Consider the following 24,822-nt stretch of genomic DNA (forward strand, 5'->3'; position numbering starts at 1 on the left):
GTTGCCGGACGGTCAGTTGCCCGAGCGGGTGCGCACGAGGGCGCGACGGACGCCGTCACCGACGTAGGTGAAGGCGAGGACGGCGAGGAAGATCATCACGCCGGGCGGCCACACGAGGTACGGCGCGAGGCGCATGTTCGACGAGGCCGTCGAGAGCATCGAGCCCCAGCTGGCCGCGGGGGCCTGGACGCCCAGCCCGAGGAAGCTCAGGCTCGCCTCGGCCGCGACGGCGGTACCAAGCGACACCGAGATGACGAGGATGATCGGCGGCAGCACGTTGGGCAGCACATGCCGCACCGCGATCCGCAGGGTGCTGCAGCCCAGGGCGATCGAGGCCTCGATGTAGGTCTCGTGCCGCACGTCCATCGTGCCGGCGCGGGCCACCCGGAAGAAGCGCGGGGCCATGACCAGGCCGATGGCGAGCATCGCGTTGGTGATGCCGGCGCCGAGGACCGCGACGATGGTGATGGCCAGCACGAGCGACGGGGCGCTCATCAGCGCGTCCATGATGCGGGTCAGGATCGCGTCGACCCAGCCGCCGCGGTAGCCCGCGATCATGCCGAGCGGCAGACCGAGGACGAGCGCGACGGCCGCGGCCTGCAGCGCCGCCCACAGCGAGACCCGCGCGCCGAAGATGAGCCGGCTCAGCACGTCCCGGCCGTAGTCGTCGGTCCCCAGCCAGTGCTCGGCGTTCGGCGGCCGGAGCCGCAGCAACAGGTTCTGCACGTCGGGGTCGTACGGTGCCAGGGCCGGGGCGAAGATCGCGATGAAGGTCAGCACGAGCAGGAAGACGCCGGCCGCGATCGTCGCGGGGCGGCGCACGATGCTCTTGAGGATGCCGGGGGCGGCGACCGGCTCCGGTTCGCCCGTGCCGATGGCCGCCGCCGGCACCTCGGCGAGGCCCGAGTCGTTCCCCGGCGCCGGAGCCGAGGGGGTCTGGTTGGCGCTCATGACCGCACCTTCGGGTTGAAGTAGCCGTAGGAGATGTCGACGATGAGGTTGACGAGCACGACGACAGTCGTGCTGAACAGGACGAAGCCGAGCAGCACCGGGATGTCACGGCCCTGCACCGCCTCGATCGCGGTACGACCGAGGCCCGGCATGTTGTAGATCATCTCGATGGTCACCGACCCGGCGAGGACCTCCGCGACGCGGAAGCCGAGGACGGTGACGACGGGGATGCACGCGTTCTTCAGGGAGTGCTTGAACACTACGCTGGATCGCGACAGTCCCTTGGCCTCGGCGTTGAGGACGTAGTCGGACTTCATGACCTGCCCGAGCGCCGAGCGGAGTTGCAGGGTCACCTCGGCCGCGGGTAGCAGGCCGAGGGCGATGCCCGGCAGGACGAGGTGCGACAGCCACGGCCAGAAGCCGTCGGCCAGCGGCTGGTAGCCGAACGCCGGAAACATCTGCAGGCCCACCGCGAAGACCGAGGCGAGCACGAGGCCGAACCAGAAGCCCGGGATGGCGATCGCGATCGAGGCGAGCCCGTTGACGAACCGGTCGACGATGCCACCGGAGCGCAGCGTGGCCACGAGGGCGAGGGTGGCCCCGAGCACGACGGCGAAGATCATCGCGACGAGCACCAGCGACATCGTCGTGGCCATTCGCCGCGTCAGCAGCTCGATGACTGTCTGATCGGACAGGAAGGACGTGCCGAGGTCGCCGCGCAGGACGTCGCCGACCCACATGGCGTAGCGCACCAGGACCGGAGCGTTGAGGTTGAGTTCCTCGCGGATCGCCTCGACACGTTCCGGGGTCGGCTCGTCGCCGGCCAGGACGACGGCCGGGTCGCCCGGAGCGAGTTCGATCAGGGCGAAGACGAGCAGCGGGACGACGAACAGCAGGGGTATTGCCGCGAGCAAGCGCCTGCTGGCGTAGCGGATCATGTCCTACCTCGACTCTGAGCGTGTGCCTGGGACTGCGCCTCGCACGGCCTGGTGCCGGCAAGGCCGGTGGTGTCGCCGCCGGCCCCCGCCGCAGCGGGTGGTCCGGCGGCGACGCCACCGGTGGTCAGGAGCGACCGGTTACTTCTTGACGGCGATGTGGCGCAGGTCCCAGATGCCGATGTTCGACATCGGGATGTTGTCGGTGCCGACGATGTTCGCCTTCGAGACGTTCGCGTTGGTCTGGTTGCACAGCGGCACGAACCAGGCCTGCTCGAGCGTCGTCTTCCAGATGTCCTGGTACAGCGGGGCCCGCTTGTCCATCGGCAGCGTGGGGTTGGCGGCCTCGGCCGCCTTGCCCGCGATGAGCGAGGGGTCCGCGGCGAGCTTGTACGTGTTCAGCATGTAGGTGTTCACCGTCGCCGCCGGGTCGGCCTTCGGGCTCCACGACGTGCCGACCATCAGCTCGAAGTCGCCGGCGATGAAGCGCGGCTCGTTCTCGGTGTTGGGCACGGGGTTGAGCGTCGCGTCGACGCCGGCGGCCCGCAGGGACGCCTGCACGACGTTTGCGGGCTGCTCGGCGTTCGTGCCCGCGGCGAAGGTGACCGACACCTTGGCGCCGCCGGCCTGCTGCACGAGGGCCTTGGCCTTGTCCACGCTGAACTCGTACGGGTAGGTGTAGCTCGGGATGCGGCTCGGGTCCGTCTCCGGCACGACCTGGCGGGTCGGCGTGCAGTAGCCGCTGAAGAGCGCGCTGATCGCCTCCGGGTCGACCGCGTGGGCGATCGCCTGGCGGACCTCCGGCTTGACGAGGTCGCCCTTGTTGGCGCGCAGGTAGATGCCGACGACGTTCTTGAACTTCACCTGGTGCTGCTGGAGACCGCTGCCCGGGGTGACGATCTTCTCCACCGTGGCGATCTCGCCGGCCGAGCTGAGCGGGGCCAGGTCGACCTGGCCGCTCTGCAGGCCGTTGAGGCGGGCGGCGGCGTCGGGCACCCGCTGCAGCTCGATGCCGCCGAGACGGCCGACGTTCGGGTCCCAGTAGTTGTCGGCCCGCTTGAGGACGAGCTTCTCCTGGGGGACGAGCTGGGTGGCGATGTACGGGCCGGACCCGGCGGTGCCGGGATTGTTCTTGATGTCGGCGCCGTCCTTGATCGCCTTCGGGCTGACCATCATGCCGGCCGTGCCGGTGAAGGACGCGGGCAGCTGGACGCCCTTGCCCTTGACCAGCTTGAGGCGCGCGGTCGTCGCGTCGACGACCTCGACCGACTCGATGTCGGCGAGGTCGCTCTTGAGGGTCGAGCCCTCGAGCGTCTTGCCGCGCTCGATGTTGACCTTGACGGCCTCGGCGTCGAACGGCGTGCCGTCGTGGAACTTCACGTCGTCCCGGAGCTTGAGTTCCAGGACGCTGCCGTCCTCGACGAAGTTCCACTCCTTGGCCAGGCCCGGCACGATCTTGTCGTCCTTGTCCAGCATGGTCAGCCGGTCCCAGACGAGGAACAGGTAGCCCCACGCGCCGTAGCTCGTCTGCAGGGCCGGGTCGAGGTCGCGCAACGGACCCGCCGACGCGAACTTGAGCACTGCCGACGTGTCGATCTCGCCCTGCGCGGCGCTGCTGCCGCTGCCGGAGTTGTCCGGCGAGCTGCAGCCGGCCAGGGCGAGAGCCCCGATGCTGATCAACGCGACCACACGTTTGCGGGCCGTTATGGTGACGCCCATTCTCATCCTTCCTAAACACGAGCCGAGTCGTTCCGGCTGATCAGAGGTGGTGTTGTCCCTTCCGGCCGCTGCCGGGCGGGATCCGTGGGTCGCTGACGGCCTTCGGAGCTGTGGTGGTGGCCGGCGTCTCAGCCCTCCGCGGAGAGGATCAGTGCACTGGTGGGAACGCCGACGCCCGCCGTCACCAGGACGTTGCGGACGCCGTCGGGCTGGTTGGTCGAGGTGCCCCGGACGAGGCGGACGCCCTCCGCGACACCGTTCGTGCCGTGCAGGTAGGCCTCGCCGATCTGGCCGCCGTGGGTGTTCGTCGGCAGCGAGCCGGTGACCTCCAGGTTGCCGTCGGCGATGAAGTCCTTGGCCTCACCGCGACCGCAGAAGCCGTACTCCTCGAGCTGGTTGAGCACGTACGGCGTGAAGTGGTCGTAGAGGATCGCCGCGTCCATGTCGGCGGGACCGAGCCCCGACTGGGCCCACAACTGCCGGGCGCAGAGCTCGACCTCGGGGATCCGGGTCAGGTCCTCGCGGTAGTAGCTGACCATCTGGTACTGGTCCGGTCCCAGGCCCTGGGCCGCGCCCCGGATGTAGACCGGGGTGACGGGCAGGTCCTTGGCGCGTTCGGCGCTGACGACGACCATCGCCTGACCGCCGTCGGTCTCCTGGCAGCAGTCGAACAGGTGCAGCGGCTCGGCGATCCAGCGCGAGGCCTGGTGCTCCTCGAGCGTGAGCGGCTTGCCGTAGAACCACGCCCTGGGGTTGTTCGCGGCGTGCTTGCGGGCGAGCACCGCCACCCGGCCGTAGTCCTCGCTGGTCGCGCCGTACGTGTGCATGTAGCGGCGGGCGAACATCGCGGTGTGCTGGGCCGGGGTGAGCAGGCCGTACGGGTTGACCCAGGAGCGGTACTCGTTGTCCGAGGTGGCCTGGGTCTTCGCCGGCGGAGGTCCCTGCCCGAAGCGGACGCCGGAGCGCTCGTTGAAGGCGCGGTACGCCACGACGACGTCGGCGATCCCGCTCGCGACGGCCATGGCGGCCTGCTGAATGGGTGCGCAGGCGCCGCCGCCGCCGTAGGGGATCCGGGAGAAGAACTTCAGCTCGGGGATGCCCAGGCTGCGGGCGACCATGTTCTCCGGGTTGGTCTCCATGGTGAAGGTCGTCATGCCGTCGACGTCGGCGGGGCTCAGGCCCGCGTCGGCGAGGGCGGCCGAGACGGCCTCGACGGCAAGCTGCAGCTCGCTGCGGCCGGAGTTCTTCGAGAACTCCGTCGCGCCGATGCCGACGACCGCGGTGCGACCCGACAGGAAGGTGGACGTCACGTCACTGCTCCGATCCGCGGGGCAGGCGCACTGTCACCTCGGAGACGACGTGCCCGCCCTTGCTGTTCATGCCACGCACCGCGACGCGCACGGTGTCCTCCTCGACGCCGACGACCTCACCGGTCAGCCGCATCACGTCACCCGGGAAGTTCGGCACCCCGAGGCGGGTGCTCAGGCGCACCATGCGCGCGGCGGGGCCGGCCCAGTCGGTGACGTAGCGGCCGACGAGCCCGTTGGTGTGGTTGATGCTCATGTACGTGTCGGGGGTGCCGCGACGCTGGGCCTGGGCCGGGTCGTGGTGCACGTCCTCGTAGTCGCGGGTCGCGAGGGCGCCGGCGACGATGACGGTCCGGGTCAGCGGGATCTCGAGCTCCGGCAGCGTGTCGCCGGGGCTCACCTGCTCGATGGTGATCTGCGTGCCGCTCACAGCTGCTCCCCCTCGCCCACGAGGTCCGCGAGCTGCTGCAGGTGCCAGGCTCCCGAGCCGGCGGTGTTGGCCAGCTGCGTGGTCCAGAGCATGTAACGGTGGATCGGATAGGTGACGTCGGCGCCCATGCCGCCGTGCACGTGCTGCACGGTGCGCGCGACGCGGTCGCCCGCCTCGGCGGCCCAGTACTTCGCGACGTGCACCGCCGCCCGGGACGGCCGCCCGGTCGTCTCGCGCCAGAGCGCGTTGAGGTAGGTGACCTCCATCGCCTCGGTGTCGATGTGGCAGTCGGCGAGCTGGTGGGCGACGGCCTGGAACGTCGCGATCGGCACACCGAACTGCTCACGGCCCGAGGTGTAGTCGGCGGCCTGGCGTACGGCGGCCTGGCTGATGCCGCTCTGCAGAGCCGCCACCGCGGTCCAGACCTGGCGCAGCAGCCAGTCGAGCCGGTCCTCCTCGGGGCCCTCGGCGAGCAGCGCCGCGGCGGCGTCCTCGAAGTGAACGTCGGAGGCGAGTCCGCGGTCGGTGCGCTCGAACGTGTCCCGGCGTACCCCGGGTCCGGCGGTCGGCACGAGGTACAGCCCGACCGCGCCCGCCTCGTCGGTGGCCGGGACGACGATCGCGTCGGCGAGGTGCGCCGAGCGGACGCCGACGGCGGTGCCGCTCAGGGTGACCCCGTCACCGCCGGGCTCGGCGCCGGACCGCGCGCGGACGCGGGCGCCGTACGGCCGGGCGTCGGTCAGGTCGTCGACGGCCACGGTGAGGACCGCGTCTCCGGCGGCCACGCGGGGCAGCCACTCGGCCTGCTGCTTGGCGTTGCCGTAGCGCAGCAGCGGCAGGACGCCGCCGACGAGGGTCTCCCACAGCGGGACGGTGCCGAGCGTGCGGCCCTGTTCGACGAAGACCCCGGCGATCTCCCACAGGCCCAGCCCGGCGCCGCCGTGTTCCTCGGGCACGGGCAGCCCGAGGATGCCGGACTCGGCCAGGTCGCGGTACAGGACGCGGTCGAAGCGGTCCGGCCCGGCCTCGATGTCGAAGAGCCGCTGCGGGTCGCCGTTGCGCGAGAACACGTCGCGCGCCAGGTCGTTGACCGTGACCTGTTCCTCGGCGAGCTGGAAGTCCATCAGTTCCCTTCCTCTTCTGTGGGCTCCGATGCGGAGGTCGCGGCCCGGAAACGCGGCAGCGTGAGGTTCTCGTCGTAGTCGAGCCAGTCGACCTGCACGGGCATGCCGATCTCGACCTCGCCGGCGTCCCCGACGAAGTCGGCGACCAGACGGGTGCCCTCTTCGAGGTCGACGAGCACGACGGTGAGCGGGTAGTCGTACCCGGGCGCCTTCGGGTGGTGGCTGACGACGTAGCTGTGCACGGTGCCCCGGCCGCTCGCCTCCACCTCGTGCCACGCGTACGAGTGGCAGGACGGGCAGATCGGGCCGGGCGGGTGGCGCAGCGTGCCGCAGTCGGTGCAGGCCTGGATGACGAGGCGACGCTGCGCGGCGGCGGCGAACCAGAACGCGTTGTCGCGCAGGATGAACGGCTTGTGCCGCAGCGCCGGGTCGGCGGCGGCCGGCGCCGCGGGCTTGGCGCCGGACGGGTCGAAGCGCAGGATGCGGAAGCGCTGGCGGGCCACGACCTCGTCGTTCTGGTCGGTGTAGGTGCGCAGCGTCGTGATGAAGTGGCCGGTGCCCAGGCCGGTGGTCTTGCGCGGGGAGACGTCCTCGATGACAGTGGTCATCTTGATCTCGTCGCCCAGGCGCAGCTCGCGCACGTACTCGTGCTCGTCGTTCGTCGCGACGACCCCGACGAAGCCGGCGTCGGCGAGCAGCGCGAGCAGCCGGGCCATCGGGGTGTCCGGCGCGGCGCCCGCGGCGGCGGCCGTGTGGGCCTTGTAGCCGACCATGAGCCAGGTGGACAGCATCGGCGGCGGGGCGACGACGCCCTCGCGGCCGGTGTCCCGGGCGGCCCGGTCGTCGACGTAGACGGGGTTCTCGTCGCCCATCGCCTCGACGAAGTGCCGGATCATCGCCTGGTTGACGGCGTCCTGGGCGTAGCGGGTGGGCGTGGCCTCGAGGCCGACGAACTCGCGCAGACGGGCGAGGAAGGCGTCCTGGTCGGTGGCTTCGGAGGCGGGGGCCTGCGTCGTGGTGCTCATGCGGAACGCCCCTTCCTCGGCATGCCGAGACCGGCGACCGCGATCATGTCGCGCAGCACCTCGTTGGTGCCGCCGCCGAAGGTGTTGATGTAGGAGCCGCGGGTGTACGCCTCAAGCTGTCCGCCGAGGACGGCGTCCGGCGCGCCGGCGCGCCGGGTCGCGCGGGGACCGACGACGGAGACGAGGTTGCGGCAGACCCGGTCGTGGGTCTCCGTGCCGTAGACCTTGGCGACCGACGCGGCGGCGGGCGCCGGGTTCTGGCCCTCCCCCACGACGGCGATCTTCCAGTTGAGCAGGCGCATCGCGGTCAGCTCGGCGTAGTCGCGGGCCAGTTCCGTGCGCACCCACGGCTTGTCCAGGACGCGGTTGCCGTCGGCGTCGGGCTCGGCGGCCCACGCGGCGACGTCGGTCCACAGCTGCTCGGTGCGCCCGCCCATCGCGGCCAGGCCCACCCGCTCGTGACCGAGCTGGCCGGTGATGAGGCGCCAGCCGCCGTTGACCTCGCCGACGAGGGCTTCGGGGCCGACGCGTACGTCCTCGTAGTAGGAGGCGTTGGTGTGGGTGATGCCGCTGGTGGCGATCGGCGTGCAGCTGAAGCCCGGGTCCGACGTCGGCACGATGAGGATGGTGATGCCCTTGTGCTTCGGGGCGGCGGGGTCGGTGCGCACGGCCATCCAGACGAAGTCGGCCTGGCTGACACCGCTGGTGAACACCTTCTGGCCGTTGATGACCCAGCCACCGTCGGGCGTCGCCTCGGCCCGGGCGCTCAGCGAGGCGAGGTCGGTGCCGGAGCCCGGCTCGCTGTAGCCGATGGCGAAGATGACGTCGCCGGTCAGCATGCCCGGCAGGTAGGCGCGCTTCTGCTCCTCGGTGCCGTAGCGCATCAGCATCGGGCCGATGTTGTTGATGGTGACGAAGGGGAACGGCGCCTGGGCGCGGTTGATCTCGTCGAAGAGGATGTACTGGTCGATCGCCGGGCGGCCCTGGCCGCCGTACTCCGTGGGCCAGCCGAGTCCGAGCAGGCCGTCCTTGCCGATCTGACGGATGATCTCGCGGTAGGCCGGGCGGTCCTCGTTGGTGCCGCCGAGCGCCTCGCGGACCTCGGGCGTGAGCAGGCGCGCGAAGTAGGCTCGCAGCTCCCTGCTCAGCTCTCGCTGCTCGGGCGTGTACTCCAGGTACATGGATGTTCCTCATTCTCGGGGCGTGGGCGCCAGTCGGTGTGCCGGGCGGGCCGGCAGGTCAGGTGGCCGGCAGGAGCGCGGCACGTCCGTTGTCGGCGAACTGCTTCTCGAGGTCCCGGACGTCCGCCTCGGTCAGCGGGCGGTACGCGGTGGACGCGCCGTCGCGGACCCAGACGGGGTCGGTCGTGACCCAGGCGGTACGGCGCAGGATCTGCTTGGCGACCTTGCCGTTGCCGGTGCTGGGGATCTGGTCGACGATCCGCACGAAGCGGGGCCGCCACTTGGTGCCGAGGTCGGCCTGCTCGTCGAGGAAGGCGGTGAACGCCTCGGGGTCGAAGGTGGCGCCGCTGCGCAGCTGGATCACGCACATGACCTGGTCGCCGGTACGCGGGTCGGGCACGGCGAAGACGGGGGCGACCGCCACCCGGTCCCAGCGCTCGATGATCCGCTCGGCGGGGCCGGCCGCGAAGTTCTCGCTGTCGACGCGGATCCAGTCCGAGGAGCGGCCGGCGAAGTAGAAGTAGCCGTCGGTGTCGCGGTAGGCCAGGTCCCCGGACCAGAAGTCCTCGCCGCGGACCCGCTCGGCGGCGGCCTCGGGGTTCTTGTAGTAGCCCTCGAACTTCGCCGCCATGCCGACGCCGACGAGCTGGCCGATGGCCTCGTCGGCGTTGAGCAGCCGCCCGGTCCCGTCGAGCCGGGCCGGCGGGCACTCCAGCCCGGTCTCCTCGTTCATGACCTTGATCTCGGCGCCGGCGACGGCCACACCGAGCGCCTCGGCGGGCGTCTCAGGGGTGCGGTTGATCCGCATGACGCCCTCGCTGGAGCCGTAGCCCTCGGAGATGACGACGCCGAAGCGCTCGGCGAAGCGGGCGATGTCGGCGGCCGAGGCCTCGGTTCCGACGGCGCGCCGCAGCGTGCTCGTCGCGTCGCGGGGGTCGACCGGCCGGGCCAGGATGTAGGCCAGTGCCCGGCCGACGTAGTTGAAGTAGGTGACGCCGTGCTCGTGCACGTCGCGTACGAAGCCGGACGCGGAGAACCTGCGGACCATGCAGATCGTCGCGCCGCAGACCATGGCCGGGCCGAGATTGAGCATGACGGCGTTGCCGTGGAACAGCGGCATCGCCAGGTAGCTGACCGAGTCGCGGGTCAGCTCGGTGCGGGCCAGCAGCGCCTCGGAGACCGCGGCGAGGCGCCCGTGGGAGCAGATGACCGCCTTGGGGGCGCCGGTCGAGCCGGAGGAGAACATGAGCAGCAGGTTGGCGCGCGGGTCGACCTCGTCGGTGGGTACCGGCGCGCCGGCGTGCCGGGCCAGCCAGGCGGCGTACTCCGGGGAGTCGATGTTGCGCACCTGCCCGGCGGGGATGCCCAGGTCGAGCCCGTCGACGAGGCCGGCGAGGCGGTCCTCGGTGAGGAGCAGGTCGGTGTCGGTGTGCCGCACGTCGTGGGCCAGCTCGGCGCCACGCCGGGTCGGGTTGATCCCGACCACTGTGGCGCCGGCCAGCGCGGCGGCACAGATCCAGTACACGTAGTCGGGGGTGTTCTCCAGGAGCAGCCCGATGTGCAGTGGCCTGCCGTCGGGCCGGGGCACGTCGTCCAGTGCCGCGGCCCGGTCGGCGGCCTCCTGCACGATCCGGCCCCAGGTGATGGTACGGCCTTCGAAGAGCAGGCCGGGGTGGTCGTCGCCCGTGCGTGCCCGCACGATGTCGGCGAAGACGGCGGGTCCCGAGTTTCGGGCCACCGGGGCCTGAGTCGTCATTGACGTTTGCTCCGTCTCGTCCGTCGTCAAACGCGAATCACCAAACAAGCAAGCGCTTGGTCGAAGCGTAGAGTGAGGCTTGCCGCAGGTCAAGGCCTTGACAACGCTTCCCATGGGCTGCTCGCGGCAAGCGCCGAGCGCACCCGGTCGGTGTCCTCACCACGCCGGCGCGGGGCCCGTGGGACCCCCGCGGGTGTACGCGAGAAACGAGGCGTCGGGGCCGGCTGGGCGATCCCCTCGACCTCGACGACGGCGCCCCGGGCCCGCATCTGCGGGTGCTCGGCCGACTCGGCGATGTCCAGCACCGGATGCACACACGCGTCGACGCCCTCGAAGACGCCGGTCCACTCCCGCCGGGTGCGGCCGGCGAAGACCGACGCGATCCGCTCGGCCCAGCCGGCCCACCCCGACTCGTCGAACTGCGCCGGCCCGTCCTCCGGATCGAGGCCGAGGGTACGCAGGAACGTGCGGTAGAACTTCGCCTCGATGGCCGCCACGGACATGAACCTGTCGTCGGCGGTGCGATACACCCGGTAGAAGTGCGCCCCGCCGTCGAGGTAGTTCGTGCCACGGGTGAGGTTCCAGGCGCCCCGCGCGAGCATCGAGTGGATGACGACGGTGAGCAGCGCGCTGCCCTCGAGCATCGAGGCGTCCACGACCTGCCCACGCCCGGAGGAGACACGCTCCTGCAGTGCGGCCAGCACGCCGAAGGCCAGCATCATGCCGCCGCCGGCGAAGTCGGCCAGATACATCGGCGGCACGACGGGGCCGGTGTCGGGCAGGCCGATCGTGTCGAGCACCCCGGAGACGGCGATGTAGTTGAGGTCGTGCCCGGCGGCCGCGGCGAGAGGGCCGTCCTGGCCCCAGCCGGTCATCCGCGCCACGACCAGGCGCGGGTACCGCTCGGCGAGTTCGGCCGGGGCCAGGCCGAGACGTTCGAGCACCCCGGGCCGGAACGGGTCGAGCAGCACGTCCGCGTCGGCGAGCAGCCGGTGCACGAGCGCCCGGTCGGCCTCGGACTTCAGGTCGAGCGTGACTGTCGTACGGCCCCTGTCGATCGCGTTGACCTGCGCGCGCTCCCGCCGGTCGGGCTCGCCGGGTGGGTCCACCCGGACCACCTGGGCACCCATGTCGGCGAGCATCATCGTCGCGAACGGCACCGGCCCCTGCCCACCGAGTTCGAGCAGCCGCAGGCCGGCCAGCGGCCCTTCGAACCGCTGGCCGGGGACGCCGCTCACGCCTGTTCCCGGGTGCCGGCCGGCACCGGGAGGCCGGTCACGGCACGGGGGTCGGTGCTCCACGTCCGCGCGGTCACGCCCTCCTCGCGCAGGACGCGCTTGAGGACCCGACCGACGGCGTTCTTGGGCAGTTCGGTGCGGACCTCGATGTGGGAGGGCACGGCGTAGCGCGGGATGCGCGGGTGCAGCCACTCGAAGAGCTCCGCGGGGTCGATCTGGGCGCCGGGCGCGGGCACGACAGTCACCTTGAGGTCGTCCTCGGCCAGCGGGGAGGGGACGGCGTGGACGGCGACCTCCCCGACGGCCGGGTGGGTCGCGACGACGCCCTCGATCTCGAAGCTGGAGATGTTCTCGCCGCCGCGGCGCAGGTAGTCCTTGCCCCGGTCGACGAAGTAGAGGTAGCCGTCCTCGTCGAGGCGGCCGTAGTCACCGCAGTGGAACCACAGTCCCCGGAAGACCTCCAGCGTCTTCTCCGGCTCACGCCAGTAGCCGTTGAACATGATCGCCGGACGGTTGGGACGGGCGACGATCTCGCCGACCTCGCCGACGGGCAGCGGGTTGTCGTGCTCGTCGACGATGCGTACCTCGAAGGAGTCGTTGATCTTGCCGGCGCTCCCGGCCCGGTAGCCCCCGGGTGGGGTGAGGGTGATCAGGCAGGCCTCGGTCAGCCCGTAGGCGCCCGAGCCGACCCGTTCGACGCCGAAGCGCTCCGTCCAGCGAGCGGCGAGCTCGGCGGTGACCGGCGAGCCGGACACGACGCGCAGCCGGCCGTAGGCCTCGCGGGTGGCCTCGGAGTCGGGAGCGCCGGCGATCATCGGCAGCATCGAGCCCATGAGCGCGGCCATCGTCGCGCGGCTACGCAGGATCTCGTTCCAGAAGCCCCGGACCGAGAAGCGCGACGCGAGGTCGATGGCCGAGCCGAGCTGGAGCGAACCCATCACGTGCCCGACGGCGGCCATGTGGAACAGCGGCATCGCCGTCCAGAGGACGTCGTCGGCGCGGCGTTCGAGGTTCTCGTGCATCTGGCGGGCCATGTTCGCCACGTAGCCGTGGCTGACCATGCACGCCTTGGACGGCCCGGTCGTGCCGGCCGTGTAGATGAGGTGGCTGGTGGCGTACGCGTCGAGGTCCGGGGTGGTCGTCACCGCCGAGCCCTCAGCGACGGCGGCGTCGAAGTCCACGACCTCGGTGGCCCAGGCGGGCGCCGGGCCCGAGGCGGGCCGGATGGGGGCGCCGACGAGGACCGGCACCCGTAGCTCCGTGCCGATGAGGGCGTCGTCCAGGACGGGCACGAACTCGTCCTCGACGATCATCGCGACCGGGTCGGCGTCGAGCACCTGGTGGGCCAGTACGGCGCCGCGGTTGCTCGTGTTGAGCGGGACGACGAAACCGCCGCGGAGCGTCGTCGCCCACCAGGAGAGCAGGGCCAGGCGGCCGTTGCGGGCGAGGACGACGACCCGGTCGCCGGGCGCGACGCGGTCGGCGAGGAAGCCGGCGAGGCGACGCGACGCGGCGTCGAGCTCGGCCACTGTGAACGGGGCGCCGGCGAGGGTGAGGGTCAGGTCCGGCTGCTCGTCGAGCAGGCGGGACAGGGCGGGCAGGAGCGGGGTGGCTGCGGTGGGACGGTTCACTGGCTCTGGCTACCTTTCTTCGGGTCGGCCGCGCGCGGTGGCGGACGGCGGGGACCTGACGCTCAGCCCTTCGTCATCGCGACGGTCCGCAGGTCGAACAGGCCGAGGTTGGTCCACGGCAGCTGCTCGGCCCCGACGACCTTCGGGGAGGCGATGGTGGCGCTGGTGAGGTTGCAGATCGGGATGAACCACGCCTCGCTGAACAGCCGCTCCCACAACTGGTGGTACTGCTTGGCGCGCTCCTCGACGCTGGAGCGGGGGTCGGCGGCCTTGGCCGCGATCGGGCCGATGACCTCCGGGTCGGTGGCGAGCTTGTAGTTGCCGAGGAGGTAGTTGTCCACAGTGCCCGCCGGGTCGAGACGCGGGTTGAACGTGTTGGACACCTCGAGCTCGAAGTCGCCGGCGATGAAGCGGGCCTCGGTCTCGGAGTTCGGCGTCGGGTTGAGCTTCGCGTCGATGCCGGCCTGGGACATGGCGGCCTGGATGGCGGTGGCGGGCTGCTCGGTGTTGGTGCCGGCGGAGAAGCTGATCGACACCTTCGCCCCGCCGACCTCTGAGATCAGCGCCTTGGCCTTGGCCAGGTCGAACTCGTACGGGTAGGTCGCCGCCGGGTCCTCCCACGGGCTGTCCGGGTAGATGCTGCGGGTGGGCGTGCAGGTGTCGGCGAAGAGCGCGCGGATGGCGGCCGGGTCGACCGAGCGCGCGATTGCCTCACGGACCCGCTTGTCCTTGAGGTCGCCCATGTTGGCGCGCAGCAGGATGCCGAGGACGTTGCGGAACGGGCGGGTGGTCACCTTGAGCTGGCCGTCCTCGCCGAGCTGGCGGGCCTGGGTGATCTCGTTGGCCGAGGAGACGAAGCTGAGGTCGGTCTGACCGCTGATGACGCCGTTGAGCCGGGTGGCGCCCTCGGGGACCCGGGTGATCTCCATGCCGGCGAGGCGCCCGGCGTTGGGGTCCCAGTAGGTGCCCTCGGCGCGCTTGACGACGTACTTCTCGTTCGGGATGAACTCGGTGACGACGTACGGGCCCGAGCCGGCCTTGCCGGGGGCGCGCTTGAGGTCGACGCCGTCGGCGATCGCCTTGGGCGAGACCATCATCCCGGCGGCGGTGGCCAGGGCCGAGGGGAGCACGGCGCCGGTGCCCGGCTTGAGGTTGAGGCGCACGGTGTGCGCGTCGACGACCGTGACGCCGGTGATGCTGGCGAGGTCCTGCTTGATGGTGCTCGTGGGCAGCGTCTGGCCGCGCTCGATGTTGACCTTGACGGCGTTGGCGTCGAACGGCGTCCCGTCGTGGAACTTGACGTCGTCGCGCAGGGCGAGTTCGAGGTAGGAGCCGTCCTGGGCGTAGGTCCACTTCTTGGCCAGGCCGGGGACGACCTGGTCGGTGGAGTCGACCATGGTGAGCCGGTCGTAGATCAGCGTGAGGTAGGGGTAGCCGCCGGGGGCCGGCTGCGCCGGGTCGAGGTTCTGGAACGGCGACGAGGCGCTCACCCGCAGGACGGCGTCGGGGTCGATCTCACCCGTGGTGGCACCGGGGTCGCCGGTTCCGGTGGCGGAGCAGGCTCCGACGACGAGGGTGGCGGCGAGCAGGCTCGCGGCGACGGCGAGGCGTCGGCGACGCGGGAGGCGAGACACAATGGTCCTTTCCTGACCTTCGGCCCGAGAGCGGGAGCGGCTCCGCGGGTCACCCGGCGGGTTCCCGGGGGCGGCCGGGCCGTTCGGCGGCGGCCGTGCGGGCGCGATGGTCATGGAGGTGATGGATGGCGGCGCTGGTGTGGAGCGCCTGCCCGGAGCTGATCGGCATCCGCGCCCGAGACTGGCGGTGTTGCGGCCGTTCGCGATCCAAACAAGCGCTCGATTGGGAACCGTAGGTGGCAGCGTGCGGGCACGTCAATAGGCGATCGGCAGCATGATCGACAAGGGGGCGGCGCGTAGCGGGCAACCGTTGCCAGCACGCGATCAGGTCGCTAAGGTGCGCATCAAGCAAGCGCTTGGTTGCTTGATGTCCGGCCGGCCAAAGGAGTCCGCACGGTGGAAGCCCCCCTCGCCACGGCACAGCCCCGCGACACCGGCATCGACGCGGTCGCCTCGGCCACCCGCCGGCTCATCGACGCGATCACCCGCGCGGGCGGCGCCGTCGACCCCGACGCCGACGCGATAGTGGCCGACCTCGACGCGCTCACCGCCCGGATCGACGCCCACGCCCCGGACCTCGCCGAGCGGATCGCGACGATGTGGCGCCAGCCCGGCCCGGGCCGCTTCGACCCCGCCGGCGGCACCGAGAACCCGCTGTCGCCGCCGGTGTCCCTCTGGGTCGAGCCGGACGGTTCCTTACGCGGGGAGGTCACCCTGAGACTTGCCTTCCAAGGGCCACCCGGGCACGTGCACGGCGGCACCTCGGCCATGCTGATGGACCACGCCCTCGGCATCGCCAACGCCCGCGCCGGATACGCCGCGGTGACCGTCGGGCTCGACATCTCGTTCCGCGCGGCCATCCCGATCGGCTCGACGATCACGATCCTGGCCCGGCACGACGGGCGCGACGGACGCAAGGTGCGCAGCTCCGGCGAACTGCGCGTCGGGGACCTGACGTGCGTCACGGCCACCGGCACCTTCGTCCTCATGGACGACCCGTCCACGCGGGAGAAGTTCCGCCGAGCGTCGCGGGAGCAGGCATGAGCACCGATCCCCATCCGAGCAGCGCCGCACCCGGCCCGCTCGCCGGCCGCGGCGCGCTCGTCATCGGCGGGGGCGGCGGCTTCGGCCGCGCCATCGCCGCCGCGCTGGCCGCCGACGGCGCCGCCGTGACGATCATGGGACGGACCGAGGCGACGCTGCGGGCGGCGGCCGGGACGATCGCCGCAGCCGCCCCCGGAGCACCACCGGTACGGATCAGCGCCGGCGACTCCACCCACGAACAGGACGTGGCAGCAGCGGTACGCGCCGCCGACGAGACCCCGCTGGCCGCGGTCGTCACCACAGTCGGCGGCGGCACCTTCCGTCCCCTGCTCGCCCTCGACGCCGAGACCCTCGAACACGACTTCCGGCGCAACGTCACCACGGCGCTGCACGCCATCCGGTACGGCGGGCAGGCCCTGGCCGCGCGCGGCGGGGGTGCGATCGTGTGCACCTCGTCGAGCGCGGGCGGGCACTCCTTCCCGTTCATGCCGTCGTACTCGGTGAGCAAGGCCGCGCTCGAAGCGCTCGTCCGGGTCGCCGCCGACGAACTCGGCCACCTCGCGGTACGGGTCAACGTGGTACGCCCCGGCATCGTCGCCACCGACGGCGAGAACCCGGGCCGGCTGCTGGCCGACCCCGAACTGGCCGCCGCGACGGTCGCCGAGAAGCCCCTGTCGCGGATCGGGCGCGCCGAGGACGTCGCCGCCGCGGTCCGCTTCCTCTGCGGTCCCGGCTCCTCCTGGATCACCGGCGCGTGCCTGCCCGTCGAAGGCGGGGCACACCTGCGGCGCGCGCCCCGGCTGGAGAAGCTCGCCCGGATCGTCAACGGCGACGAGGTCGTCGACGCCACCCTGGCGGGCCGCATCCCATGACGGCGCCACAGACACCCGCCACCCGGATGGAGCTGACCACGACGCTGCCGCCGACGACGGCGCTGCGCGAGGTGCCCGCGGTCGTGGCGCGCATCGAACGGCTCGGCTTCGACACCGTGCACATCCCCGAGACGACGCACGACTCCCTGGCGGTCGCGCTGCTCGCGGCCGAGCACACCAGCCGGATCACCGTACGCACCAGCATGACGCTGGCCTTCCCCCGCAGCCCGATGGTGACCGCGTACGCCGCGTGGGACCTCGCGCGGTTCTCCGAGGGCCGCTTCCAGCTCGGTCTGGCCACCCAGGTGCGCGGCAACATCGTCGGGCGCTTCTCGGTGCCGTGGGAGCGGCCGGTGGAGAACCTGCGCGACTACCTCGCCTCGATCCGGGCGATCTTCGCCGCGTTCAGCACCGGTGAGCCCCTGGAGCACGAGGGCAGCCACTACCGCTTCACCCGGCTGCAGCCGTACTTCAACCCCGGCCCGCTGCCGACCGCGGCCCCGGCGCTGTACACCGGCGGGGTCAACCGGCGCGTCTGCGAGGTGGCCGGCGAGCTCGCCGACGGCTTCGTCACCCACGCCACCAACTCGCACCCGAGTCACCTGCGCACGGTCGTGCTCCCCGCGCTGCGCGCCGGGGCCGAACGGGCCGGACGCGCCGGGATCCCGCGGGTCGTCGTGGTGTCCAAGTCGATCACCGGTCCGACGCCGGCCGCGCTCGCCGCGAGCCGCGACTCCGCCCGCCAGGAGCTGGCGTTCCTCTTCTCCACTCCCGCCTACCGCACCACCCTGGACCGGCTCGGCCTGGGCCGGGTCGGCGAACGACTCGCCGCGATGGCCGCCTCCGGGCGCTGGACCGGACTCGCCACCGTCCTCGACGACGAGACCCTGGCCGCCCTCATCCCGCACGGCACCTACGCCGAGCTGCCGGACGTGCTCGGGCAGGCGTACGGCGGCATCGCCGACGGGCTCGGGCTCGGGCTGCCGCTCGACCCGGACGACGACGAGGACTTCGGCGCGTTGCTCGAACGCCTCCGGCTCATCCCGACCAGTGCCGCGGCCACCATCCCGCCCGCGAACGCCGGCCCCACAAGCGCGACGCGCGGCGTCGCCGGATCGGAGACCCTGTCATGACCGCACGCATCGGGCTGCTCACCCCGGTCGTCGTCCAGCATCCGCGCACCGCGGCCGCCTGGGAACGGGACGTCCTGTCCGGCCCCGACGTCGGCGGCGCGCTGCTGGCCGTCGCCCGCGCCGCCGACGACCTGGGCTACCACCACCTGACCTGCAGCGAGCACGTCGCCGTGCCCGCCCCGATCGCCGCCGAGCGGGGCGCGACGTACTTCGACCCCGTGGCCACGCTGTCGTTCCTCGCCTCGGCGACGCGCCGCGTCCGGCTCGCGACGAACGTCGTCGTCATCGGCTACCACCATCCGCTCGCCCTCGCCAAGACCTACGGCACCCTCGACCTGCTCAGCGGCGGCCGCGTCGTCCTCGGGATCGGGGTCGGCAGCCTCGAAGAGGAGTTCGACCTGCTCGGCGCCGAGTTCGCCGGGCGCGGCGCGATCGCCGACGAGGCGATCACCGCCCTGCGCGCGGCGTGGGGCAGGGCCGTGCCGCACCACGAGGGGCCCCGGTTCACGTTCACCGACTTCGTCGTCGAACCGCACGCGCCGCGCACCACGGTGCCGATGTGGATCGGCGGGCGCACCCGCCGCTCGCTGCGCCGCGCCGTGACGTACGGCACCGGATGGGCACCGTTCGGCCTCGGACCGCGGGAGCTGACCCGCATCTGGGAATCCGTGGAACGCCCGGACGGCTTCGACCTCGTGCTGCAGATCCCGCCGCTGGACCCGCTCGGCGACCCGGACGGCTCCCGCGCGCACCTGCGCACGGCCGACACCGTCGGGGCGACCGCTGTCAACGCGAGCCTCGTGGCCACCTCGGCCGCCCACCACCTCGAGCAGATGGCAGCGCTGCGCGAGCTCGCCCCGGAACGCTTCGAGACGAACCCGGCCTGACCGGCCGCCGACCGGTTCATCCGACGAGACCCGATCGAAAGGAACCCACCATGAGCGACTCGCAGCCCGACCGGCTCGCCCTGCTCGAGGCTCGCCTCGAACAGGCCGAACGGCGCCTCGCCGCAGCCGAGGACCAGCTCGCCCTCTGGCGGATCGTGGCCAGCTACGGCCCCGCCGTGGACAGCGGCTCGGCCGAGATCACCGCCCAGTTGTGGACCGAGGAGGGCGTGTACGACACCTTCCCGGTCGTGCTCAACGGCCGGGACGCGCTGCGCGGCATGGTCAACGGTGAGCGGCACCAGGCCCTGATCAACAACGGCGCCGCCCACCTCATGGGGCTGCCGCACATCGTCGTCGACGGCGACCGGGCCGTCGTGACGAACTACTCGCAGCTCGTGCTCAGCGCCCCCGACCAGAACGGTTACCGGATCTGGCGTACCGGCTCCAACCGGTGGGAGTTCACCCGCACTGACGAGGGCTGGAAGGTGACCCACCGCTGGAACCGCCAGCTCGACGGCACCGACGAGGGCCGCGATCTCCTCGCCCGCGCCGTCGAATCCGAGGCCTGAGGCCGTGCGCATCGGCCTCAGTTCCCCGGTCCTGGCCGACTCCGGGCCCCGGCCCCCGTGGGAGGCCGAGGCCGGGGTCGCCGAGTTGCGCACCGTCTTCACCACCGCCGACCGGCTCGGGTACGAGTTCTTCACCTGCCCGGAGCACGTCAGCGTGTCACCGGGGCTGGCCCGGGGTGAACGCTTCTACGACCCGGTCGCGACGTTCTCGTACCTCGCGGCGATCACCGAGCGGATCCGCTTCCTGCCGTACGTGCTCGTGCTCGGGCTGCACCATCCGCTCGAGTTGGCCAAGCGGTACGGCACCCTCGACCACCTCAGCGGCGGGCGGGTCGTCCTCGGCGTCGGCGTCGGCAACCTGGAGGAGGAGTTCGCGCTGCTCGGGCGTCCGTTCGCCGACCGTGGCCCACGGGCCGACGACGCCCTGCGGGCGCTGCGGGCGTCCCTGTCGGTACAGCTCGCGACCTACCACGGGGAGTACTACCACTTCACCGAGCAGGTGATCAGCCCGCACGCGGTTCAGCAGAAGGTCCCGATCTGGGTCGGTGGCCACAGCAGGCGTGCCCTGCGGCGCGCTGTCACCCTGGGCGACGGATGGGCGCCGGCCCCCGTCACGTATCGCGGGCCGGACCTGGAGACGCTGCCGCGGATGCTCGCCGAGCACGACCTGCCGGAGGGGTTCGACGTCGTCATCACGCCTCCGGCCCGCCTCGACCCGACCGGCGCCCCCGAGGCCGCGCTGGACCTCGTCGGCCGGATCGGCGAGGCGGGCGCCACCGTGGTCAACCTCGTCGTCCGGCACCGTGACCTGGCCGAGTACCTCGACCAGCTCGCCGCGGCAGCGGAGCTCTTCGGTCTCGACCGCCGCGACTGAGCACTGCCGTGGACGCCGGGACCCGGCGACGAGCCCCGGCGTCCACGGTCAGGCCTCGTTGGGCATGTTCGACCAGCCCTTGCGGTCGGTCCGCGCGTACCAGCCCGAGGCCGCCAGGGTTCCTCCGTCCACGGGGATCGTGTGCCCGGTGACGAAGCGAGCGTCGTCGCTGGCGAGGAACTCGACCACGGCGGCATAGTCGTCGGGCTCGCCGAAGCGGCCGACGGGGATCCACGTACGGATCAGCTCCGGGTCGCGTCCGCGCAGCATCGCCGCGGCCGGTGTCTGGGGCGTGTCGGCGAGGTCGGGCGCGATCGCGTTGACCCGTACCCCGTGACCGGCGACCTCGACGGCGAGGCTCCTGGTGAAGGCGCTGACCCCGGCGTTGTAGGCGGAGTACGGGGCGCACGCCGGGATGCCCCGGAAGGCCTCGACTGTCGAGTTGTTGACGATGGCGCCATGGCCCCGATCGACCATGCCGGGCAGCAGCGCATGCGTCATCGCGAGCACGTGCCACAGGTTGATCTCGTAGAGCGCCTGCCACTGCTGCGGGGTCGAGTGCAGGAAGGTCTTGGCGGCCGGGCGGAAGTCGCCGACGTTGTTGACGAGCACGTCGACCCGCCCCGAGTCGACGGCCGCAGCGGCGGCGACCGCGGCGGCGACACCGTCGGCGGTGCGTACGTCGGCGAGGACGACCTCGACCTCGCCGCCGGCACTCCGGATGTCGGCGGCGGTGCCGGCCGCCGCCTCCCCGTCGATGTCGACGAGGACGACGTGGGCGCCAGCGGCGGCGAGACGGCGGGAGATGCCGCCGCCGATCCCGAGGGCGCCGCCGGTGACGACAGCGATCCGGCCCTCGAGCCTGCGGGTGGCGCTCATCTGCCGGTTCCTTCCTCGTCGGCCCGGGTCACGGAGACGCGGTGGCGTTCGATCCAGTTGACGGTCACCGCGCGACGGGTGAAGGCCCATCCTTCGCCGGTACGCGCGTACTCGTCGTCGTAGTGCAGGAACCAGACCACGTCCGAGGGCCCGTCGCGACCGGGGACCAGGTGGTGGGCCGTGCCGCGAACCCGGCCACGGGCCCCGGTCGGCGTCGGCAGGTAGCGCGCCCCGGCCACGACGTGAGTCGTCGCCAGGGTGCCGGCGAGCGCCCCTAACGCGGCCACGACAGCGGCGCGGCCGACGTGGGGCACGTGCGGGCCGAGGTGCGCCGGCGGCTCGGGAACCACCAGGACGCCGTCCGGGACGAACAGCGCGCCGATCGCTGCCGCGTCGCGGTCGTCGGCCGCTGCGGCGTACGTCTCGGAGAGCGCGCGCAGCGCGGTGAGGTCGGCCGCGCCGAGGCCGGTCACGCCGCGCGAGCGGTCGCCGCGCGCACGACCTGGACGAGCTCGGCGACGGCGCGCTCGCAGTCGCCGCGGGTGTAGCCGAGCAGCGCGGTCTCGGCCGAATCCGGCTCATAGGCGAGGACGTTTCCGCGACCCTGGACGATCATCGAGTCGGGCATGAAGGGGTGCGGCTCGTCGCGCTCGGCGATGGTGCGGTTGCCCCCGGCCGCGTCGACCAGCAGCTGGAAGAACTGCGTGAACGTCAGGTTGGCGTCACCGACGAGGTAGGCCGCGCCCGCCGCGCCACGGTCGAGCGCGCCGCCGATCGCCTCGGCCAGGGACCGGGCCGACATGTAGTTCGTGCCGCCGGCCGGCGCGTGGTCGGGGATCTGCGGCTCGTTGCCGGCCGCCCAGGACACCATGCGGCGGTAGCGCTTTGCCGTGACGCCGGGGATGGCACCGATGATCGAGGGCGGGTTGAGAGTGCAGACAGTGAAGGAGTCGTCAGCCAGCGCCCGGGCACCCTCGTCGGCGTCGCGGCGGGCGGCGACGTAGGCGCTGGAGTCGGCCAGGTCGGGTCGCAGGTGGTGGTAGTAGCTGCCGACCTGGACGAAACGGGAGACGCCCGCGCTCTTGGCGAGGGCGGCGAAGGCCGGCACCCCCTCGCTCTGGGTCTCCTTCCAGAACGTGGCCTCGTCTGCGTCCCGGGGCAGGTGGCGTACGTCCTGCCCGGCGGCGAAGACGACCGCGTCGAAGGGGGCCAGGTCCTGGCGGGTGAAGGTCTGGCGGGTGTAGTCCCCGCGGAGGACGGGCAGGCCGGCGACGGGTGAGTCCGCGTCGACCGTCCCTCGGGCGGCGACGGTGACGTTGTCTCCCCGGTCGCGCAGGTGAAGGGCGGTGTGGACCCCGATCATGCCGGTTCCACCGACCACGAGTACCTCCATCGCGAGGTCTCCTTGCGTAGTGAGGCGGCTCCCCCGGCGTGCGTCTGGGAGCCGGCATGACTTCCGTATCAACCAACCAAGCGATTGGTAGGTTAGCACGAGCAGGCGCCCGCCGCGCCAGGCGTCGCCGCGCCGACATCGACCTGCGACTCAGCCGCCCGCGACTTCCTCGACATCGATGCCGCCATCAGCGGCCGGTACACCCTCGACCAGCTCTGCGACCTCGCGCACGCCGCCGACGACGGATTCGACCGGAGCGTGTTCGCCGCGATGCTTCGCCACGTCGACCGCTTCGACGACGAAGACTTCACCGACTACGGTCTGGCATCGCATGAGGTCGCCGACATGCGGGCTCGCGTCTCTGCATGGCGGACCGCCCTGCTCCGAGAAGTCGAATAGGCTCGATCACCCTGCTCTGCTGCCCCCGTCTTCTTGGCCTGTTCGACTCACGGCACGTCCGGGTCAGGGTGCTCGGTCCGACAGCGGCTCGCGGCAGCGTCATCGATCAGGCATCTGTCGAGCAACCAGTCAATGGCCCGGCGGGTTGCCCGAGCCTGGTGGAAGGCATGCCAGACCGTCAGCAGGTGCATGATGTCCACTCCCGTTGCCGTGGTCGCCGGCGACCACGGCAGGTGCTCTTCCCTCTCGGCCGCGAACTAGAGCGCGGCAGTGTCCCGGTAGCTGCGGCGACAGATGGACACCCCTGCGGAGATGAGGCCGATGAGGATCGGGTAGACGGCGCAGCGCTCGACGAGGCCGACCAAGACGTTGGCCCCTGAGCCGGCGACGGCGAGGAAAGCCGCCGTGGAGACGAGTCCGAAGGCGCCGAGCATGACCATGGCCTTCCCGGGCTTCCTGCCGATGCGGAGGTCTCGGTACATGCGCCCGAGCACGATGATCAGAATGTTGCCGCCGACGATGGCGGCCATGGCGCCCAAACCGTGGAAGTCGACAGTGCCCTGCCGGTCGGCTTCGCCGTCGCCGGGGAAGAGCGCCAGCACGACGCCGCCGGCACCGACCAGGGTGGCCATGCCGAGCAGGACCCCCCGGCGCCAGCCTCGCAGGCCGTTGAGCAGGGCGACACCGATGAACACCAGGACTCCGAAGAGGAAGAAGCCGGTGTTCATGACCCACCAGAGGGGCGAATACATGTACTGGCCGAACGCGGTCAACGGGCCGTGGACTCCGAGGTCGCTGATGTAGTGGTAGGTGTAGCTGTAGGGCGGGCTCCGCCAGGCCGCGGCGGCGACGAACTCGAGCAGCAGAAAGATCGCTGCTGCGGCGGCGAGCGCTGCCCCGGCGGGCTGGCGCTGGCCGCTCCGGTACGCCGCAGAGACGGTTGCCTTCGGCGTTGCCTTCACCAGTTGTGTCATGGCCGGGAGCCCTTCGGCGAGGTCGGCAGGGGCAGAGGAGCCTGGTATCACTACGGAAGTGTAGTGATACCAGTTTTGGTGTCAATACCATCATGGTCAGAGTTGTACGATGACGGCATGGCAAGGGAGCCGAATCGAACTGGGCGGCGCGAGCGCAAGAAGGCCATGACCAGGGCCGCGATCCTGCGAGCTGCGCAGGAGCTGTTCCTCGAGCGCGGCTTCGACGCGGTGAGCGTGCGGGAGATCGCCGACCAGGCGGACGTCTCCCCCACCACTGTCTTCGCCCACTTCCCCCAGAAGGAGGCACTCCTCTTCCACGAGGAAGACGCGCAACGCGAGCGACTCGTCGCCGCCGTGCGCGAGCGGCCGGCCGGCCTCTCGATCTCGGAAGCGCTGAAGGCCCACTACCGCTCCGAATTCGTCGCCATGTGGTCCGGCGAGGAAGCGCCGCTCCGCCGCCGGGTCATGTCGCTGATGGAAGCCACACCGGCCCTCCAGGAGTACGCCTCCCGGATGTGGCTCCGCCATGAGGACGCACTCGTCGCAGCCATCACCGAGGATCTCGGCCTGTCCCAGCCGAGCGACGACATCCGGATCTACGCCCGGTTCGCCCTCCAGATCCAGCTACTCGTGACGAGTGACACCGATCCGATGCTCGACGCGGGATTCCGGATCCTCGATCAGGGCTGGAGTGAGCACGACCCGGCGCGAGGCACGTAGCGTCCACGCCAATGGGCGTATGGAAACCTCACGGCCCCGTCACAGTGACGGGCTTCCCGTTGAGTCCTGGCCCACGTCACCAAAGAGCGCATTGAACCGCCGGTTGAGGTCATCGCCGACCCCGACGACTCCGGGCGGTTCAGTGGG

At 71.7% G+C, this 24,822-nt stretch carries 24 protein-coding genes; 7 read left to right on the forward strand and 17 right to left on the reverse strand.

Annotation, left to right across the window (positions count from 1 at the left end; genetic code table 11):
* Positions 1–12: 12 nt before the first annotated feature.
* The 12 genes from O7542_RS13375 to O7542_RS13430 form a co-directional block, all read right to left on the reverse strand.
* The gene (locus O7542_RS13375; protein ID WP_043324834.1) at positions 13–951 is read right to left on the reverse strand and encodes an ABC transporter permease; all 939 of its coding nucleotides are present in this window, start codon (positions 949–951) and stop codon (positions 13–15) included.
* The gene (locus tag O7542_RS13380) at positions 948–1,889 is read right to left on the reverse strand and encodes an ABC transporter permease (protein ID WP_043324835.1); all 942 of its coding nucleotides are present in this window, start codon (positions 1,887–1,889) and stop codon (positions 948–950) included. The genes O7542_RS13375 and O7542_RS13380 overlap by 4 nt, the downstream gene beginning before the upstream one ends.
* A gap of 138 nt (positions 1,890–2,027) precedes the next feature.
* Complete coding sequence (locus O7542_RS13385; protein WP_064446348.1) at positions 2,028–3,605, reverse strand: ABC transporter substrate-binding protein; 1,578 nt, start codon at positions 3,603–3,605, stop codon at positions 2,028–2,030.
* A gap of 128 nt (positions 3,606–3,733) precedes the next feature.
* On the reverse strand, positions 3,734–4,915 hold the full coding sequence (locus tag O7542_RS13390; protein WP_262013813.1) for a lipid-transfer protein: 1,182 nt from the start codon (positions 4,913–4,915) through the stop codon (positions 3,734–3,736).
* A gap of 1 nt (position 4,916) precedes the next feature.
* Positions 4,917–5,342, reverse strand: a complete 426-nt coding sequence (locus O7542_RS13395; RefSeq protein ID WP_281606325.1) for a MaoC/PaaZ C-terminal domain-containing protein — start codon at positions 5,340–5,342, stop codon at positions 4,917–4,919.
* Positions 5,339–6,466 carry an acyl-CoA dehydrogenase family protein gene (locus tag O7542_RS13400; RefSeq protein ID WP_281606326.1) on the reverse strand — a complete coding sequence of 376 codons (1,128 nt, stop codon included), beginning with the start codon at positions 6,464–6,466 and terminating at the stop codon, positions 5,339–5,341. The genes O7542_RS13395 and O7542_RS13400 overlap by 4 nt, the downstream gene beginning before the upstream one ends.
* A complete protein-coding gene (locus O7542_RS13405; protein ID WP_069090069.1) occupies positions 6,466–7,491 on the reverse strand; it encodes a MaoC family dehydratase N-terminal domain-containing protein in 1,026 nt (341 codons plus the stop codon). Before O7542_RS13405 ends, O7542_RS13400 begins: the two co-directional genes overlap by 1 nt.
* Positions 7,488–8,672, reverse strand: a complete 1,185-nt coding sequence (locus O7542_RS13410; RefSeq protein ID WP_281606327.1) for an acyl-CoA dehydrogenase family protein — start codon at positions 8,670–8,672, stop codon at positions 7,488–7,490. Before O7542_RS13410 ends, O7542_RS13405 begins: the two co-directional genes overlap by 4 nt.
* A 58-nt stretch (positions 8,673–8,730) precedes the next feature.
* Positions 8,731–10,428: an AMP-binding protein gene (locus tag O7542_RS13415; protein ID WP_281606328.1), complete on the reverse strand. Its 1,698-nt coding sequence runs from the start codon at positions 10,426–10,428 to the stop codon at positions 8,731–8,733.
* 89 nt (positions 10,429–10,517) lie between these two features.
* Entirely contained in the window at positions 10,518–11,666 is a 1,149-nt protein-coding gene (locus O7542_RS13420) for a CaiB/BaiF CoA-transferase family protein (RefSeq protein ID WP_281606329.1), read from the reverse strand.
* Positions 11,663–13,297, reverse strand: coding sequence for an AMP-binding protein (locus O7542_RS13425; protein ID WP_281606330.1), 1,635 nt, complete (start codon positions 13,295–13,297; stop codon positions 11,663–11,665). Before O7542_RS13425 ends, O7542_RS13420 begins: the two co-directional genes overlap by 4 nt.
* A 62-nt stretch (positions 13,298–13,359) precedes the next feature.
* The gene (locus O7542_RS13430) at positions 13,360–14,931 is read right to left on the reverse strand and encodes an ABC transporter substrate-binding protein (protein WP_281606331.1); all 1,572 of its coding nucleotides are present in this window, start codon (positions 14,929–14,931) and stop codon (positions 13,360–13,362) included.
* A 396-nt stretch (positions 14,932–15,327) separates the two neighbouring features.
* On the opposite strand from O7542_RS13430, the gene O7542_RS13435 reads away from it, so the two are divergent.
* Genes O7542_RS13435 through O7542_RS13460 form a run of 6 tightly spaced genes read left to right on the forward strand, consistent with a single transcriptional unit; the run spans position 15,328 to position 20,310 of the window.
* Complete coding sequence (locus O7542_RS13435; protein ID WP_051611058.1) at positions 15,328–15,975, forward strand: PaaI family thioesterase; 648 nt, start codon at positions 15,328–15,330, stop codon at positions 15,973–15,975.
* The gene (locus O7542_RS13440; protein ID WP_104113345.1) at positions 15,972–16,847 is read left to right on the forward strand and encodes an SDR family oxidoreductase; all 876 of its coding nucleotides are present in this window, start codon (positions 15,972–15,974) and stop codon (positions 16,845–16,847) included. Before O7542_RS13435 ends, O7542_RS13440 begins: the two co-directional genes overlap by 4 nt.
* Positions 16,844–17,980: a TIGR03617 family F420-dependent LLM class oxidoreductase gene (locus O7542_RS13445; protein ID WP_199496108.1), complete on the forward strand. Its 1,137-nt coding sequence runs from the start codon at positions 16,844–16,846 to the stop codon at positions 17,978–17,980. Before O7542_RS13440 ends, O7542_RS13445 begins: the two co-directional genes overlap by 4 nt.
* Positions 17,977–18,867 carry a TIGR03619 family F420-dependent LLM class oxidoreductase gene (locus O7542_RS13450; RefSeq protein ID WP_166456564.1) on the forward strand — a complete coding sequence of 297 codons (891 nt, stop codon included), beginning with the start codon at positions 17,977–17,979 and terminating at the stop codon, positions 18,865–18,867. Before O7542_RS13445 ends, O7542_RS13450 begins: the two co-directional genes overlap by 4 nt.
* A 50-nt stretch (positions 18,868–18,917) precedes the next feature.
* Entirely contained in the window at positions 18,918–19,436 is a 519-nt protein-coding gene (locus O7542_RS13455) for a nuclear transport factor 2 family protein (protein ID WP_082930946.1), read from the forward strand.
* A 4-nt stretch (positions 19,437–19,440) separates the two neighbouring features.
* The gene (locus tag O7542_RS13460; RefSeq protein WP_166456565.1) at positions 19,441–20,310 is read left to right on the forward strand and encodes a TIGR03619 family F420-dependent LLM class oxidoreductase; all 870 of its coding nucleotides are present in this window, start codon (positions 19,441–19,443) and stop codon (positions 20,308–20,310) included.
* Positions 20,311–20,358: 48 nt separating this feature from the next.
* On the opposite strand, the gene O7542_RS13465 is transcribed toward O7542_RS13460, so the two are convergent.
* From O7542_RS13465 to O7542_RS13485, 5 genes are all read right to left on the reverse strand, one after another.
* On the reverse strand, positions 20,359–21,189 hold the full coding sequence (locus O7542_RS13465; RefSeq protein WP_166456566.1) for an SDR family oxidoreductase: 831 nt from the start codon (positions 21,187–21,189) through the stop codon (positions 20,359–20,361).
* Positions 21,186–21,662 (reverse strand): nuclear transport factor 2 family protein, encoded by a 477-nt coding sequence (locus O7542_RS13470; protein ID WP_158560012.1) that lies wholly within the window; start codon positions 21,660–21,662, stop codon positions 21,186–21,188. The genes O7542_RS13465 and O7542_RS13470 overlap by 4 nt, the downstream gene beginning before the upstream one ends.
* Entirely contained in the window at positions 21,659–22,582 is a 924-nt protein-coding gene (locus O7542_RS13475; protein ID WP_166456567.1) for an NAD(P)-dependent oxidoreductase, read from the reverse strand. Before O7542_RS13475 ends, O7542_RS13470 begins: the two co-directional genes overlap by 4 nt.
* Positions 22,583–22,732: 150 nt before the next feature.
* Positions 22,733–22,915 (reverse strand): hypothetical protein, encoded by a 183-nt coding sequence (locus O7542_RS13480; RefSeq protein WP_166456568.1) that lies wholly within the window; start codon positions 22,913–22,915, stop codon positions 22,733–22,735.
* A gap of 323 nt (positions 22,916–23,238) precedes the next feature.
* Positions 23,239–23,955: a DUF998 domain-containing protein gene (locus tag O7542_RS13485; protein WP_166456569.1), complete on the reverse strand. Its 717-nt coding sequence runs from the start codon at positions 23,953–23,955 to the stop codon at positions 23,239–23,241.
* 117 nt (positions 23,956–24,072) lie between these two features.
* On the opposite strand from O7542_RS13485, the gene O7542_RS13490 reads away from it, so the two are divergent.
* Positions 24,073–24,675, forward strand: a complete 603-nt coding sequence (locus O7542_RS13490; protein ID WP_082930948.1) for a TetR/AcrR family transcriptional regulator — start codon at positions 24,073–24,075, stop codon at positions 24,673–24,675.
* Positions 24,676–24,822: the final 147 nt, after the last annotated feature.

Source organism: Micromonospora sp. WMMC264 (assembly GCF_027497275.1).
GTDB classification, from domain to species: domain Bacteria; phylum Actinomycetota; class Actinomycetes; order Mycobacteriales; family Micromonosporaceae; genus Micromonospora; species Micromonospora chalcea.

Bases quoted from the DNA above. Each gene is read 5' to 3' on its own strand.
- O7542_RS13405 (WP_069090069.1), bottom strand. From the start codon at position 7,491: ATGAGCACCACGACGCAGGCCCCCGCCTCCGAAGCCACCGACCAGGAC.
- O7542_RS13410 (WP_281606327.1), bottom strand. From the start codon at position 8,672: ATGTACCTGGAGTACACGCCCGAGCAGCGAGAGCTGAGCAGGGAGCTG.
- O7542_RS13445 (WP_199496108.1), top strand. From the start codon at position 16,844: ATGACGGCGCCACAGACACCCGCCACCCGGATGGAGCTGACCACGACG.
- O7542_RS13375 (WP_043324834.1), bottom strand. From the start codon at position 951: ATGAGCGCCAACCAGACCCCCTCGGCTCCGGCGCCGGGGAACGACTCG.
- O7542_RS13465 (WP_166456566.1), bottom strand. From the start codon at position 21,189: ATGAGCGCCACCCGCAGGCTCGAGGGCCGGATCGCTGTCGTCACCGGC.
- O7542_RS13385 (WP_064446348.1), bottom strand. From the start codon at position 3,605: ATGGGCGTCACCATAACGGCCCGCAAACGTGTGGTCGCGTTGATCAGC.
- O7542_RS13455 (WP_082930946.1), top strand. From the start codon at position 18,918: ATGAGCGACTCGCAGCCCGACCGGCTCGCCCTGCTCGAGGCTCGCCTC.
- O7542_RS13490 (WP_082930948.1), top strand. From the start codon at position 24,073: ATGGCAAGGGAGCCGAATCGAACTGGGCGGCGCGAGCGCAAGAAGGCC.
- O7542_RS13400 (WP_281606326.1), bottom strand. From the start codon at position 6,466: ATGGACTTCCAGCTCGCCGAGGAACAGGTCACGGTCAACGACCTGGCG.
- O7542_RS13415 (WP_281606328.1), bottom strand. From the start codon at position 10,428: ATGACGACTCAGGCCCCGGTGGCCCGAAACTCGGGACCCGCCGTCTTC.
- O7542_RS13475 (WP_166456567.1), bottom strand. From the start codon at position 22,582: ATGGAGGTACTCGTGGTCGGTGGAACCGGCATGATCGGGGTCCACACC.
- O7542_RS13380 (WP_043324835.1), bottom strand. From the start codon at position 1,889: ATGATCCGCTACGCCAGCAGGCGCTTGCTCGCGGCAATACCCCTGCTG.
- O7542_RS13450 (WP_166456564.1), top strand. From the start codon at position 17,977: ATGACCGCACGCATCGGGCTGCTCACCCCGGTCGTCGTCCAGCATCCG.
- O7542_RS13480 (WP_166456568.1), bottom strand. From the start codon at position 22,915: ATGCGATGCCAGACCGTAGTCGGTGAAGTCTTCGTCGTCGAAGCGGTC.
- O7542_RS13485 (WP_166456569.1), bottom strand. From the start codon at position 23,955: ATGACACAACTGGTGAAGGCAACGCCGAAGGCAACCGTCTCTGCGGCG.
- O7542_RS13440 (WP_104113345.1), top strand. From the start codon at position 15,972: ATGAGCACCGATCCCCATCCGAGCAGCGCCGCACCCGGCCCGCTCGCC.